The following is a 14,433-nucleotide window of genomic DNA, read 5'->3' as shown; positions in this document are numbered from 1 at the left end:
TCAGAAGGAGCGGAAGATGCCGCGCACGCCGAGGGTGAAGAGCGCGTGGAAGCCGTCATCCACGGCGGTGACGGCGGACGTCTGCGGGGGCAGGCCGGTGATGCTCACCGTCTGGTCGCCGGTGCGCACGGTGTAGCTGCCCAGCGACGCGGTGACGATGGGGCCGAAGGCCAGGAAGCGCGAGACGCGCACGTCGCCTCCGGCGCTGAGGCGGACGAAGGTGGGGCCCCGGTCCGTCACCTTGGTGTCGATGCGCGCGGGCACGGTGCCTCCACCCGGCAGCGGCACTTGGGTGTCGCCCTTCACGTGGCTCTTGAGGAACTCCAGGCCCACGGCCAGCCCCACCCACGGGTCGAATTTCGACTCCGGCTTGAAGTGGAGCCGCGCCTCGGGGCCGACGCGCCACTGTGAGTTGTCGCAGTCGAAGCCCTCCGGACAGGAGATGTCGTTCGTCTTGGTGAAGACCTTCTCCCAGCTGCCCCAGACTCCCGCGTAGATGCGGGGGTTGATGCGGTAGCCCACCTCCAGGAGTATCGGCAGGGACGCGTTGGCGGCGTCGGTGATCTTCAAGTCCTCGCGTGTCCCCGTGCGCGACGTGCCGTCCTTGTAGACGTGCCCCGCGCCCAGGCCCAGGTTGACGCCCAGCGCGAGCTGGAAGCCTGACATCCCGTGCGCCGCGCGGACATCCATCTCCACCGCGCTCGACTCGCGGGTTTCTGATTCCTGCGCCATCGCCGTCCCGGAGATACCCAGGGTGGCGATGACAGATAGCGTCCAGCAGTGCCTCATGGCCATACGAGCTGCCTCCAATGCGTTTTGCGGGGTGGGACGAGAAGTGACCAATGAGGGTGGCCGCAGTGAAGCGGACTGAAGGGCCGAGCGTCCGGGGAGGACACAACCTCCCCCGGGGTGTTGGCCGCCCATCACCCCGGAAGGGAGCAGGTGTCCACGTGAGGTCATGAGACGACGTCCCAGGTCGGCCGCCTCCAACAAGGAGTCACGCGCCTGGAGCGCCGCCCGCTCCACCTGGAGCAGGGCGTCCCCAGGTTGCTCGTGGGGAATCCCTGGCGCCGTTGGCCGGATGAAAGGGGGGCGGCATGGAACAGGCCAGGGAGGGCCGCTGGAGCGGGATGGACCTGCTGCTCGGAAAGCCGCTCACCACCGCGCAGGCGTCGCACGAGCAGGTCGGAGTGCTCGCCGGCGTGGCGCTGCTCGGGCTGGATGCGCTGTCGTCCGCCGCGTATGGGCCGGAGGCCGCGCTCACCGTGCTGCGCCCGCTGGGGCCCTCGGGGGTGAAGCTGCTGTTTCCCATCACCGCGTGCATCGTCGGGTTGCTGGGGGTGGTGGCCGCCTCCTATCGGCAGACCATCGCCGCGTATCCGCGCGGAGGTGGGTCCTATACGGTGGCGCGTGAGAACCTGGGCCGGCGGGTGGGGTTGCTCGCGGCCTCCGCCCTGCTCCTGGACTACCTGCTCAACGTGGCGGTGGGCATCTCCGCCGGAGTGGGCGCCATCGTCTCCGCCTTCCCCTCGCTGGGGCCGCACACCCTGGGAATCGCACTGGGGTTGCTGGGCCTGCTCACGCTGGTGAACCTGCGAGGCGCGCGTGAGGCCGGGGCGCTCTTCCTGCTGCCCACCGGGATGTTCATCGGCTCGCTGTTCATCCTGCTCGCCGTCGGCGCCTTCCGGGCCTTCACGCAGGGCGGGGTGCCAGCAAGCGACATCCCTCCGCCCGCGCTGCCTCCGCCCTCGGCGAGCGTGGGGCTGTGGCTGGTGCTGCGGGCCTTCGCCAGCGGCTGCACCGCGATGACGGGCGTGGAGGCGGTCAGCAACGCGGTGCCCATCTTCCGGGCGCCGTCCGTGAAGCGCGCCAGGCTCACGCTGTCGCTCATCATCCTGGTCCTCGTGCTGTTGCTGCTGGGTGTGGCCGCGCTGTGCCGCGTCTATGGCGTGGGGGCCACCGTGCCCGATGGCCAGGGCTACCAGAGCGTCCTCTCCCAGCTGCTGGCCGCGGTGACGGGTCGGGGTGTCTTCTATTACGTGGCGATGACGTCCATCCTCGGCGTCCTCGCGCTGTCGGCCAACACCAGCTTCGCCGGCTTCCCTCGCGTGTGCTGGCTGCTGGCGCTGGACCGCTACCTGCCGGTGGCCTTCGTGCACCGGGGACGGCGACTGGCGTATTCGCGAGGCATCCTGTTGCTCTCCGTGCTGGCGGGGCTGCTCATCCTCGCCTCGAACGCCATCACCGACCGCCTCATCCCCTTGTTCGCCATTGGCGCGCTCCTGGCGTTCACCCTCTCTCAGACGGGCATGGTGGTGTACTGGACGCGCCGCCGCGAGGCGGGGTGGCGGTGGCGCCGCGTCCTCAATGGCGTGGGCGCGCTGCTGACGGGGCTGGCGTTGTCCATTGTCATCGTCGCCAAGTTCACGCATGGCGGCTGGGCCGCCGTCGTCATCATCCCGCTGGGCGTGCTGCTCTTCAGCCGCGTCCACCGGGCCTATCTGCGGGTTCGCGAGACGACGGGCCTCAGTCGCCCCATGACGCTGGAGCCGGGCGGGAGCATGGTGGCGGTGGTGCCCATGAGTCGCTGGTCCCATGCTTCGGAGACGGCCCTTCGCTTCGCGCTGGGGCTCTGCCTCGACGTCCGCGCGGTGCACGTGCGCACCGACGAGGAGGAGGACGCACCGGGCGCCCTCGCCGAGCAGTGGGCCACCCTCGTCCAGGAGCCCGCCATGCGGGCCCGTGTCCAGGTGCCGAGGCTGGAGGAGGTGGCTTCTCCCTACCGGGGGCTCGTGCAGCCCTTGCTGGACTACGTGGACGGGTTGCTCGCGGAGGACCCGCACCGCACGGTGGCCGTCGTCCTGCCGGAGCTGCTGGAGCGCCAGTGGTACCGCGCCGTCATGTACGGACGTCGCTCCGAGCTGCTGCGCAGCACGCTGCTGCTGTCCGGTGCCCGGCGTCTGGTCATCATCAGTGTGCCCTGGTACCTGCGCACCGGGGACCAGGCCCAGCCCGGCTCCGCCCTGGGGCCCGCCGGGGAGTCCGAGCCCGTGGCGCCCGCCTGAGGCGCGCCGCTTCATCGCGGCTCGACTGGAATTGTTGCAGGGCTCTTTCGTCAAACTTTCCGTGTAGGTTGTTTGCCGCGCGTTCTGGCCCGCAGGAGCCATTGCCCTCGGGGATGGAAGCCACGCCATTCATTCATCAGATATCGCCTCTCGGGCTCCCGGCATCCGAGAAGGTCTGTCTGTTCATGATACCTGGCCAGCAGATGCTCAAGACTGGCGGGCATTCCCAGACCTCAGTCGGAATAGTTTGGGAACCAAGCCAAAGCGGGCACCCTCCGTGCAGGGCGTCCGGCGTCCCTGTCAGCAAACCCCCAAGGGCGCGGAGGCGCAAAGATGAATCGCAGATGGTTTGGAGTCCTGCTCGGTGGAGCGTTATGGGCCCCAGGTGTATGGGCCCACGATTTCCGAGCGGAGAAGCTGGTGAACGGCGTGAAGCTCGCCACCATCAACACCTACCCCAACACGCTCACCTTCACGTTCAGCGCGACGAACATCCATCCGACGTTGGAGTCGATCCTCCTGTTGGCGCAGGACCCGCTCCTGTCGGCGTGCAGCCTCACTCCCGCGCCGCCGCTGACGGTGGCGGTGGGTGGCAACGTCACCTATCAGTGCACGTTCCCGGTGCCCAACTTCGAGGCCTGTGAGGCCCTGGGCAGGTTGGACTCCAACCCCTCCACGCCCGATGACAACGTGTCGTTCACCAACGTCTTCAACATCGGCTGGGACAGTGGCTCCGCCCAGGACACCGTCAACGTGCTCTGTGCCCAGGAGCGCATCCTGTCGTGTGATGACACCGTCTATATCTCGACCGCGTCCTCCTCCACCTCCGGCCTGCCCGTGGGGCCCTCGCGCCTCTACGTGTTCGACCCCGCCACGTCGACGCTGGCGCCCCAGGGTTCGACGTCGCTGCCGTACAACGGGCTCGCGTTCAACCACGTCGATGGCTTCCTGTATGCCGTCAACTCCGACGGGGTGAATGCGCCCAACCTCATCCGGGTGGACGCCAACGGCTCGGCGAACATCATCGCGCCGCTCATCACCGGCGCCGGGAGCACGGCCCTCTGGGGGGCGGGCGCCATCCTGGGCGACGGCTCCTACCTGGGGTTCGAAATCACGAGCAACCACCTGGTCCGCGTCAACACCACCACGGGCGCGACCTTGTCTGACGTCGTCGTGGGCACCCCCGCGACGTTCCGGGTCGCCGACTTCGCCGTCAATCCCATCAACGGCCTGCTGTATGGCTTCAACAGCGCCACCCAGCGCGTCACCATCATCAATCCGTTGCTGGGCACGCACACGGACTTCATCCTGCCCACTCGCATCAATGGCACGCTGTCGGTGGGCAACTCGATGGTCTCCGCGGTCTTCACCTCCTCAGGGGAGCTGTTCTTCTACGGCTCCACCAACGCGAACGTGAACCTGGCCAACACGTTCTATTCGGTGAACCTGGTGACGGGGGCGCTGACCACGGTCTCCACCGGCCCCACCACGCAGTTCGCGGACGGTGCGGCCTGCGCCTTCCCGCCGCCTCCGCCCGTGGGTGGGAACGGCACGCCGATGCTGACGCGGGATCATGGCTTCTTCGGCTCCAGTGAGGAGGCCCTGAGCCAGTGTCTGGCGCAAGGCCCCATCTCGCTGGGCAACCTGGGCAATGTCACCACGATGGAGAACGCGCTGGGCATCCTCTGGGCCAACCCGGGCATCTCCCAGAATGGGGAAGTCCGCTCTGACTTCGAGTCCCTCAAGGTGCGGGTCGCCCGTGAGCTGTTGACGGCGACGTGCAACGAGCGGTTCTTTGGCACGAAGGCGCCCACGCTGACCGGCATGGAGGCGTGGGTGACTCCCAGCCGGATGATGCTGGAGCCGGCGCTTCGGTTGCTGGAGAAGCACAACCGCGCCGGGCAGCGCAGGGCGGTGCCGCTGAGCAAGAAGATCTGGAAGTTGGATCCGCTGCTGGGGCAGGAGCGGGCCGTGGAACCGCGGTTCTGAAAGGGGGGATGACATGAAGACGAACTCAAGATGGATGGCCTTGTCAGGGATGTTCCTGGCGCTGACGCTGAGCGCGTGTGACGCCAACAGCGGGACCGACCCTGTCGACGTGCCCGAGGGAGACCGGTTCGAGCTGCGGCTGCTCGGTCAGGACACGGAGCTGTACGAGAAGGTGCTGCTGGGCGTGGGGCGCATCGAAGTCATGGCGCAGGGCAAGTCGTTGCCGTTCCAGCTCGCTCCGTCCGCGCGGTCGATGGACCTGTCAAAGACGGACCAGGCCTATCTGCTGGGGTATTTCTACCTGCCGGCGGAGGCCGACACGGCGGATGTCCGCGTGCACTTCGATGACGTGGGCGCCTTCCGGGAGGCTGGTGCGCCGGGGCTCATCAACGCGCGCTCGGGCTCCATCCTCTTCACGACCAGGCGCGCGGAGCTGGAGAAGCGCAAGCACGTCGTCATCCAGTTGCACCTGAAGGACAGCCTCTTCCAGGGCCGCGGCTCCAAGGTCCTGCTCCCCTCGACGTTCATCGTTCACTGAGGGTAGGACGGGCGGGGGCGCTTCGGCGCTCCCGCTCTCGGGGCGGAGGGTGTCGCGGCGCCCTCACGACATCGCGAGCGCCGCGCCGACGAATACACCGAGCAGGGTTGCGCCGACGAGGAGGAGGTTCTCCTTCAGGGCGGTGCGACGACGGGGGAGCGCGGACTGCAGAGGCGCGTCGTCGTCCACGGTCGCGAGGTCCGCCGGGAGGGCGGCGTCGAGCCGGGTCGCGGGCCTGGCGTTGCGTTGGGGCGCGAGCGGGGTGATGAGCCGCGTCGCGGGCTCGGCGTCGAGCTGGGGCGCGAGCGTGGCGTCGAACTGCGTCGCGGGCTCTGCGTCGAGTTGAGGCGCGAGCGTGGTGATGAGCCGCCTCGCGGGTTCGGCGTCGAGTTGGGGCGCGAGCGGGGTGATGAGCCGCGTCGCGGGCTCTGTGTCGAGTCGGGGCGCAGGCGTGGTGTCGAACTGCGTCGCGGACTCTGTGTCGAGCTGGGGCGCGACCGTTGCGTCAAACTGCGTTGCGGACTCTGTGTCGAGCTGGGGCGCGAGCGTGGTGATGAGCCGCGTTGCGGGCTCGGCGCCGAGCTGGGGCGCGAGCGTGGCGTCGAACTGCGTCGCGGACTCTGTGTCGAGCTGGGGCGCAGGCGTGGTGTCGAACTGCGTCGCGGACTCTGTGTCGAGCTGGAGCGCGGGCGAAGAGGCAGCCCGGGTCGCCGACGGCCTCTTTCGCTCCGGCGCGGTCTCGACCCGCTGTGCGAGCGGCTGGGTCACCTCGTCGTCCAGCTCCATCTCCGCGTGCGCCGAGGCCGCCCATGGCCTCAGCGCGTTCGCCATCTCCCGTGCGTCCGCGAAGCGCTCCGCGGGGCTCTTGTGCAGGGCACGCGCGAGCACTCGCGAGAACTCCTCGGGCACCTCGGGCCGAAGCGTGGAGGCCAGCGGCGGCACCCTCTCCACGATGGCGGAGAAGAGGGCCACCGTGTCGGCGACGTCGATGGGCTGCCTCCCTGTCACCATCTGAAACAGGCACGCCCCCAGCGAGTAGAGGTCCGCGCGCGCATCGACCGGCTGGCAGCGGACCTGCTCGGGCGCCATGAAGGAAGGTGTGCCCACCCACGCACCCGCCTCCGCGCCCACCGCCGAGGCATCGTCCTCGTGGAGCAGGCGCGCCACGCCGAAGTCCAGCACCTTCACCTTATCACCTGCCTCATCCGACACGATGAAGAGGTTGTCCGGCTTGATGTCGCGGTGGATGACGCCCGCCCGATGAGCGGTCTCCAGCGCGGACAGCGTCTGAATCGCGATGGCCACCGCGCGCCCGAGGGGCAGGGTACCCTGCTGCTTCAGCAGGAGCCTGAGCGTCTGGCCGTGGAGCAGCTCCATCACCATGAACGGAGGCTCGTCCGGATTGCACTGGAAGTCCTTCACCTCCACCAGGTGCGGGTGCTGGAGGCCCGCGATGGCGTGTGCCTCGCGCCGGAAGCGCGCGATGACCGCCTCATCGTCGACCAGGTGCTGCTGGAGCACCTTGATGGCCACCGCGCCATCCTCGTCGACACCGTCCGCCTCGTAGACGATGCCCATGGCCCCCACGCCAATCCGCTGACGCAGTTGATACTTCTGACCCAGCAATGTCCCGACCGAAGCTGACGAGCGGCTCATGTCGTTACGGGTATACCCAAGACGCTCACATAGCGAGGGGGTATCCGCCCGATGACGTATGATTCCAGTCGTTGATACCGGGAAAGCCCAGACGAGTCCGAAGGGCATGGCCGAATCACCCGGGTCGTCACCCGGAGATGTCTCGGCTCGTGAGTGAACGGTTCTCACGATGCGAGACCTGATACAGCCCGCGTTCCGCGATACTGGATTCAGAAGGTGATGCCCAGGCGAAGCAGGTCCAGGTTCAGGTCCGTGACGGCGCCGTCCGAGCGTTTGTCCGCGATGGAGAAGCCGTACGTGTAGCCCAGGTCGAACGGCTGGCGTCGCTGGTTCACCCCGTAGCCCATGCCGAGTCCGAAGACGGGCTCGAAGAAGAAGCCGGAGCGCCGAGTTACTACGCGGTAGCCCACGTCCAGCCCGAGCGTGGCCTGGAAGCCGTGCTCTTCTTCATAGGTCAGCGCGGCGGCCCTGCCCGACGGGCGGAAGCGCTGGGTGTCGAGGCTCCACATGCCGGTCAGCCGGGGTTGGATGAAGAAGCCTTGTCCCCGCGCCTTGGGCCAGGGCTTCCACGCCACACCCAGAGAGACCTTGAGCTGGCGCAGTGACGCGCAGCGCATGGACTCGCGAGAGCAGGTGGTGCGCGTGAACATGGGCGTCACTTCGAGCACCGCCATGGTCGAGTCCGACAGGTTGCGCCCCACGCCGATGGGAACCGCGACGTGGAGCTCCTCCTGCGTCAGGCCGGACCACAGGAACAGCGAGGCGTGAGACACAGGTGACAGCCAGATGGACGTCTTCGGGACGTCCGCGGGCAGCACCGCGGGGGAGTTGGGCGCATCCACCTCGGCATGGACCGCGGGTGCGAGAAGGAGCAGTGCGACGAGGGCTGGGCGGATCAGACAGTCGCTCCTGTGGCTGAGTGGCGATTGTCTCCAAGCAACACCCATGCCTCATCGCGCCGCCCAGGGCCGTGCGCGGGGACGGGCCTTCCAGCGCGACATGGCTGTCATTCCCGATACGCCCGGATTCCTGGCGGCGATGTCGTGGTGGGGAGTCCTGAGGGACCGCCGCGAAGCCTGGGTTCCGCCACGTGAAAGGGGTTGGACGGCTCGCGCCATCCAACCCCTGCTTGCTGCCCGGCGGCTCGGTGACGAGCGGCTAGAAGTCCTTGACGCGGTCCGCGAGCTCCGCGTTGTCGATGAACGCGTTGGTGTTGCCCTGGATGTTGGCGACGCGGCGGTTGCGCTCGATTTCAGCGGTGTCGACGCCGTCCAGCTTGTTCCACGCCTTGAGCGCGGCTTCCTCGTCGGCGGGGATGGGCTTGTTGTACGTGGACGAGAAGTAGAACATCGCGCGCGCCACGTTGCCCTTGTGGGAGTCGGGCGGCTCGAACACGGTGTTGCCCTTCGCGTCCGTGCCCAGCTTGGCGCCGTTGTGGCTCCACTTCACGTTCACCACTTCGCCGAACGGGAAGCTGCTGCGCCGCGAGTTGGCCTTGCTGTCGGTGGGGAACAGGTGGTGCAAATCGCTCTTGGCCGCGCCCGTGGCGCCCTTCGACTGCGGCCAGGTGTGCTCCACGTTCATCACCGCGTTGTTGGGAATCTTCCCGCCCTTGGTCTCCACGCCCGTGTAGACGCACTCCACGTTGCCGGCCGCGTTCACGTCCAGGCTGGAGAAGATGATGTTGCGCGCCTCGTTGTAGCTGACCACCTTCTTGCCGGAGGACGACTCCCTCACGGCCTTCAGCAGCGCGTCGTCGCGCAGGCCATCGAACGGGTCATCCGACGGCTCCGGGTCCGGCTCGGGCGCCTTCGTCTCGGGGACGATGTTCATGCCCCACTGCTTCAGGGTGCCGACGTCGCCCTTGGCGCTGTCCCGCACCTCCAGCTTCCAGGTGCCCTTGGTGGACTCGCCCGCGAACTCCTTCAGGTCGAACGAGCCCTTGAGGTCGTCCTCCGAGCCGCCCGCGCGGTTGGACACCACCGCGGTCTTGCCCGACGGGGACGTCAGCGTCACCGTCAGGTCGCCCCGGTAGGTGTGCGCGATGTCCAGGTCCAGCTTGAGCGACTCCACCTTGGCGTCCTCGGCGACTTCCAGGGCGCTGGTGACGGTGGCGCTGTCCTTGATGGCCGCGTTGGGGCTGGTGCTGGGCGTCAGCGGCGTCGCCACCGCGCCAGCCGCGGCCTTCAGGTTCGTAGCCGCGGCGCCCGCGACGGTGGGGGCCACCGGAACGAAGACGGCGCCCAGCTTCGTCAGCAGGGAAGGAGTGAGCCCCTGTCGCGAGGGCTCGAACTCGTTGCGCGCCTGGGCAGGGGCCCGGGGTGAAGTTGTTTCACGCGCGGTTTCAGTTTCAGTCGGGCGAGCGGAGAGGGGCGAGCGGCGGGGGCCGACGACACTGGTCATGCGGGTATTATCGGCCCCGCACCCTCGAAGGTTGTTACTTCCGCGTGGATTTTTTGACGCAGCCGGAATTGCGGGAAATTCCAGCGGTGTCGCACCTGTCTCAGGGCGGGGGCCCTTCCTTATCGGCGGATCAGCTCGGAGACGGGCTGTCCCTCCGGACCCACGCCATCCAGTCGCACGAAGTCCACGGAGAAGGGCCAGGAGGTCTTCACGAAGATGTGCTCGAGCTGGGCCTGGTTGGCGCCGAACTTCGTCCACGCCTGCACCACGCACCGGCCACGCACCTGGGAGGTGGTGATGTCGACGGGCCGCCCGGGGAAGGACTTCAGCCGGAGGTGCACCCGCCAGCCGTCGGCGGTGGCCTCCACCTGCTGGCCGTCCTCGAGGCCATAGGCGGGCTGCTCGATGCCCAGGAGCTCCTCGACCTCCGCCTCGCCGCGCTCCAGCATCCGCCAGTACACGTGCACGGGGCGCGCGCCGACGGGGCGGCAGCTCTCATCCAGGCTCACGGCGTAGTGGACCTGATTGCGGTTCTCGCTCCGGGAGAGGAAGAAGGCGGACGGCGCCTGGATTGCCGCGGGCTCGGCGGCGACGGCCATGGAGGACGCCAGCAACACGGTGGCGGCGCCTCTCTTGAACCAGGTCTTCGGAAACATGCGGGTCCCCCTGTCTCGGCGGAGTGTCTGGGCCTGGGGCTGCGACGCTGGGAGGTTGAACACCCCAGGTCTCCCAGGCTGTCACTCGTCCGAGGAGCTTCAGCGGGGCGCTGCCTAGCATGGAAGACGGGGCAGGTCCGCAAATTGGTACGAGGAAGGCTTCAACGCCTGACAGTACGGCCCAGGCTCGGAGGGGCGGAGGGGACTGCCCGTTCGAGCCTGGACCTGGGGGGCCGAGAGGTCAGGTCACCCCCTCGGCCTCCCGTGGCGAGCGTCAGGGCGTGGTGATGAAGGAGCTGACGGCGTCGGCGCTGCTGTAGGGCAGCTTCTCGTGGGACGTGAAGGGGTGGCGTTCCAGGTCGAAGTTCGAAGCGTCGATGGCGGACACGCGCAGGTAGTAGATGCTGTCCGGCTGGAGCATGTCGGGGGGCAGCCGCACCTGCGTGGCCGTGCCTGGCGCATAGAGGCTGGACGCCAGGCGCGCGACGTTGAGGTCGGGGTCATACCGGTAGAAGGAGATCCGATAGGCGTTGGGCGTGCCGAGCGTGGGCGGCACCCAGGCGATGACGGGGCTGACGGAGCCCACCTCGCGCGGCACGCTCGCGGGCACGCCGTCGATGGTCAGGGAGCGGGGCGGCGACACCCGGGGCTGGACCGGGCCCGCGATGACGTTGTCGAGCGTGTCGAACGAGGAGAGGCTTCCCGAGATGTTGATGGACCGCCCCGAGCCATCCGGCACGGCGGCGGGGTGCCGGAAGGAGTAGCCGGCATAGCCGATGACGCCCCAGTTCAGGGGAAAGGGATTGCCGAACTTCAGGCGGGTCGTGAAGTCGAAAGAAGCCGCGCGGGGCAGATAGAGGGTGAGCAGCTCACCGGAGTAACCAATCCAGCCTTCGGACACGCCATGGGCGGAGGGAAGGACCTGGAACGTGGGCTGATTGGCCGCTGCCAGCGGGTGCACGTCCGAGGCGAAGCGCGTGTACGCGGGCAGGCGCCACTCCATGGGGAACTCGCGCATCCTCGCGGGCTGGAGCACGCCGGTGGCCGGCAGCGGAGTGACTCCATCCGGGGTGAAGTCGAACGCGCCCATCTCCACCGCGCGCTCCACGGCGGAGTAGCCCAGGGGCGTTCCATCCGGCAGCGTCCCCGCGCTGAACTGGCTGAGCTGGCTCACATACATCCGGTCGCCGCGGGCCGCTTCGAAGATGGGGAGGTTGTAGCCGCTGCCGAGCCCCAGGTCCGCCTGGTTGGTGAGGAGGGATGTCTGGCCATCCGGAATCAGCTCGAAGAGGTTGGCCCAGCCGAAGATGTCCACCTGCGCGGAGGTGAGCTGGAGGCTGGAGCCGGGCTGCAGGGTGCCCGCCCAGTTCGTCCACGGCGCCATGTTCAGGAGGTTGAACTGGAGGGGCGTCCAGTTGATGTCCGAATAGACGGCGTCCTGCCGACCCAGCCGGTTCCGGCCGATGTCCACGTGGCGCGCGGAGGTGATGACGTGGGAGCTCCCCGAGCGCAGGTAGTACGGCCCCTGGGGTACGCCCCTGAACTCCCAGCCGCCAGGGACCGCGGAGCCCAGAATCAGGGAGAAGGTCGCGCCCTGCGGCACGAGGATTTCGGGGGGATTCGCGGACAGGTCCTCGACCCGCTCGGACATGCCCACCGACGTGAAGAAGCGCGTGGTGCTCGTCACCAGCACGGCGTCGGGCGACGGTCCGCCATCCGTGGGCGGGGTGCCGGCGTCGGGCTCGCAACCGGCGCCCGTGGACTCGCCCATCCACGTGCCATCGCCCGCGGGCCCGTTCTGGGGGTCGATGTTGGAGAGCCCATCCGTCAGCTCCGTCGAGTCGGTCGGCGCATCCCCACACCCCACCAGCCACGCGGCGCAGGCCGAGCCCAGGACGACGGTGAATCGCAGCAATTTCATGAAGACCTCCGGGAAGAGTAAGGCTTGGATACCGTACCCGGCGGTCCTGACGGTGCCCATGTGATGGGCTGACAGGCCATCACGGAGCAAGCATCTGCCTGGGTCTTGCGCAATCCAGGCGGGATGGGTGTGATGCCTTTTCAGGCCGACGTCCGAAACGGCGAACCCCGAGCGGGATTCGCAAGTCTTGTGCGAATCCCGCTCGGGGCGTCCGGTTGCGCCGGAGTGGTGTTGGCCTCGATGGCCGGGCTCGGAGCTGCTGGGAGGAGTGCCTCTCAGCAGCTCCGGCCTGGTGTCCCGTGGCTTGCTTACTGGATCTGCTTGATGAGCAGCGTCGCCGAGACAGGCCGCGCGCCGCCCGCCAGCGGAGTGATCGTCAGCGCCGGCGTGTTCCCAACCGGGTTACGGATGGACACGACGGAGTTCACCACGGTGGTCGTGATCAACACGTGGTTGGTGATCTGGCTCGCCCCGGTTGCCCGACCCGCGACGGTGCTGACCTGCTCCACGACTCCCGCGCCGCTGTCGAGCCCGACGATGAGCTGCCCGGTTTCGGTGACACTGACCTGCCAGGAGATTTCATAGACGCCGATGGCCGGCAGGATGAACTCCTCGGAGCTGGCCCGGGTGATGCCACTCACCGACCCGTCCTGCGGGAAATCCACCGCGCCCCCTGCCGCGACCGTCGCGGCGTTATCGGGCGGCATCAGCGCATAGAAGTACCCGAAGGCCAGGGGCGCAGCGGGCTCTCCGTTGCAGACGTAGACGACGCCCGAGGCGGTGGTGAGCGCGACGCCTCCGAAGAGGCAGTTCACACCGGGAGGCTCGGACGCACCGACGACGGAGGTCCCATCCGCACCGGCCGGACCGGCCGGACCCGCCGGACCCGCGGCCCCATCCGCACCCGCCGGACCCACTGCGCCATCCGCACCCGCCGGACCCGCAGGACCCGCAGGACCCTCCGGACCGGCCGGACCCGCCGGACCCACGGCACCATCCGCACCCGCCGGACCGACAGGTCCGATCGGACCCACGGCACCATCAGCACCGGCTGGACCGACAGGACCGATCGGACCCACGGCGCCATCCGCACCGGCCGGACCGGCCGGACCCGCCGGACCCACGGCGCCATCCGCACCGGCCGGACCGGCCGGACCCGCCGGACCCACGGCGCCATCCGCACCGGCCGGACCCGCCGGACCCGCCGGACCCGCCGGACCCGCAGGACCCTCCGGACCGGCCGGACCCGCCGGACCCACGGCGCCATCCGCACCCGCCGGACCGACAGGACCGATCGGACCCACGGCGCCATCCGCACCCGCCGGACCGACAGGACCGATTGGACCCACGGCGCCATCCGCACCCGCCGGACCGACAGGACCGATCGGACCCACGGCACCATCCGCACCGGCCGGACCGACAGGACCGATCGGACCCACGGCGCCATCCGCACCGGCCGGACCCGCCGGACCCGCCGGACCAACCGGACCCGCCGGACCCGCCGGACCCACGGCCCCGTCAGCACCCGCAGGGCCGACCGGACCCGCCGGACCCACCGCCCCGTCAGCACCCGCCGGACCCACAGGACCGACCGGACCCGCAGGACCCACCGCCCCATCCGCACCCGCCGGACCCACAGGACCCGCCGGCCCAACAGGACCCGCCGGACCCACCGCCCCATCCGCACCCGCCGGCCCCACGGGCCCCACGGGCCCAGCGGGTCCAGGCGCTCCGGTGGCACCGGGCAAGCCCTGCGGCCCGATATCTCCCTGGGGCCCTTGCGGCCCCGGTGCGCCGGTCTCGCCCGTGGGACCCTGCGGCCCTACCGGACCCTCCGGCCCCTGGGGACCCGGGGGGCCCTCGTCGCCGACGCAGGTCTGGGGCGGGCAGAGTGGCAGGCAAACGACGCGCGCCCGGCATTGGGTCTCGCCATCATCCCAGGCCGCCGAGAACACGTTGTCGATGAGCTCATCGTTCGCGCCGTCCGACCGCGCGAGTTGCTGGCATTCCTCGAACGAATTCACGGTAACCGAGAAGCTCTCGGTGTGTGACTCGCCTACAGCCAGCGTGTAAGGCGCCGTTCGTGAGGGAGCCCAACCAAACTTGTCGGTGAGCAGTCGATCTTCCACCGACTTCACATCCGACGAGCCCGTCGGGTGCACGTTGCGCACCGTCATCGTCCAATCGAGCTTCGCCGGATACGAC

Annotated in this window: 10 protein-coding genes; 3 read left to right on the top strand and 7 right to left on the bottom strand. The window is 68.9% G+C overall.

The window, feature by feature from the left end:
• A complete protein-coding gene (locus LZ199_RS33860; protein WP_253997894.1) occupies positions 1-795 on the bottom strand; it encodes a hypothetical protein in 795 nt (264 codons plus the stop codon).
• Positions 796-1,097: 302 nt separating this feature from the next.
• Between LZ199_RS33860 and LZ199_RS33855 the strand changes: the two genes are divergently transcribed.
• The 3 genes from LZ199_RS33855 to LZ199_RS33845 all read left to right on the top strand — a co-directional run bounded on the left by LZ199_RS33855 (position 1,098) and on the right by LZ199_RS33845 (position 5,592).
• On the top strand, positions 1,098-3,065 hold the full coding sequence (locus tag LZ199_RS33855; protein ID WP_253997893.1) for an APC family permease: 1,968 nt from the start codon (positions 1,098-1,100) through the stop codon (positions 3,063-3,065).
• Between the two features lie 420 nt (positions 3,066-3,485).
• A complete protein-coding gene (locus LZ199_RS33850) occupies positions 3,486-5,054 on the top strand; it encodes a DUF6923 family protein (protein ID WP_253997892.1) in 1,569 nt (522 codons plus the stop codon).
• A 13-nt stretch (positions 5,055-5,067) separates the two neighbouring features.
• A complete protein-coding gene (locus LZ199_RS33845; RefSeq protein ID WP_253997891.1) occupies positions 5,068-5,592 on the top strand; it encodes a hypothetical protein in 525 nt (174 codons plus the stop codon).
• Positions 5,593-5,655: 63 nt separating this feature from the next.
• On the opposite strand, the gene LZ199_RS33840 is transcribed toward LZ199_RS33845, so the two are convergent.
• The 6 genes from LZ199_RS33840 to LZ199_RS33815 form a co-directional block, all read right to left on the bottom strand.
• On the bottom strand, positions 5,656-7,248 hold the full coding sequence (locus tag LZ199_RS33840) for a serine/threonine-protein kinase (protein ID WP_253997890.1): 1,593 nt from the start codon (positions 7,246-7,248) through the stop codon (positions 5,656-5,658).
• A 209-nt stretch (positions 7,249-7,457) separates the two neighbouring features.
• Positions 7,458-8,090 (bottom strand): hypothetical protein, encoded by a 633-nt coding sequence (locus LZ199_RS33835; protein WP_253997889.1) that lies wholly within the window; start codon positions 8,088-8,090, stop codon positions 7,458-7,460.
• A gap of 316 nt (positions 8,091-8,406) precedes the next feature.
• Complete coding sequence (locus LZ199_RS33830; RefSeq protein ID WP_253997888.1) at positions 8,407-9,651, bottom strand: endonuclease; 1,245 nt, start codon at positions 9,649-9,651, stop codon at positions 8,407-8,409.
• A gap of 119 nt (positions 9,652-9,770) precedes the next feature.
• Positions 9,771-10,307 carry a DUF4833 domain-containing protein gene (locus LZ199_RS33825; RefSeq protein ID WP_253997887.1) on the bottom strand — a complete coding sequence of 179 codons (537 nt, stop codon included), beginning with the start codon at positions 10,305-10,307 and terminating at the stop codon, positions 9,771-9,773.
• A 274-nt stretch (positions 10,308-10,581) separates the two neighbouring features.
• The gene (locus LZ199_RS33820; RefSeq protein ID WP_253997886.1) at positions 10,582-12,228 is read right to left on the bottom strand and encodes a hypothetical protein; all 1,647 of its coding nucleotides are present in this window, start codon (positions 12,226-12,228) and stop codon (positions 10,582-10,584) included.
• 308 nt (positions 12,229-12,536) lie between these two features.
• Positions 12,537-13,043: a hypothetical protein gene (locus LZ199_RS33815; RefSeq protein WP_253998001.1), complete on the bottom strand. Its 507-nt coding sequence runs from the start codon at positions 13,041-13,043 to the stop codon at positions 12,537-12,539.
• Between the last annotated feature and the right edge of the window lie 1,390 nt (positions 13,044-14,433).

The organism is Myxococcus qinghaiensis (assembly GCF_024198215.1).
GTDB lineage: Bacteria > Myxococcota > Myxococcia > Myxococcales > Myxococcaceae > Myxococcus > Myxococcus qinghaiensis.
Note: the sequence above shows the minus strand (reverse complement) of the source record. Positions and strands in the feature narration are given on the sequence as shown.

What these genes read in the sequence shown, in the direction of transcription:
- LZ199_RS33860 (WP_253997894.1), bottom strand. Translation starts at nt 795, where the DNA reads ATGGCCATGAGGCACTGCTGGACGCTATCTGTCATCGCCACCCTGGGT.
- LZ199_RS33855 (WP_253997893.1), top strand. Translation starts at nt 1,098, where the DNA reads ATGGAACAGGCCAGGGAGGGCCGCTGGAGCGGGATGGACCTGCTGCTC.
- LZ199_RS33845 (WP_253997891.1), top strand. Translation starts at nt 5,068, where the DNA reads ATGAAGACGAACTCAAGATGGATGGCCTTGTCAGGGATGTTCCTGGCG.
- LZ199_RS33840 (WP_253997890.1), bottom strand. Translation starts at nt 7,248, where the DNA reads ATGAGCCGCTCGTCAGCTTCGGTCGGGACATTGCTGGGTCAGAAGTAT.
- LZ199_RS33830 (WP_253997888.1), bottom strand. Translation starts at nt 9,651, where the DNA reads ATGACCAGTGTCGTCGGCCCCCGCCGCTCGCCCCTCTCCGCTCGCCCG.
- LZ199_RS33825 (WP_253997887.1), bottom strand. Translation starts at nt 10,307, where the DNA reads ATGTTTCCGAAGACCTGGTTCAAGAGAGGCGCCGCCACCGTGTTGCTG.
- LZ199_RS33820 (WP_253997886.1), bottom strand. Translation starts at nt 12,228, where the DNA reads ATGAAATTGCTGCGATTCACCGTCGTCCTGGGCTCGGCCTGCGCCGCG.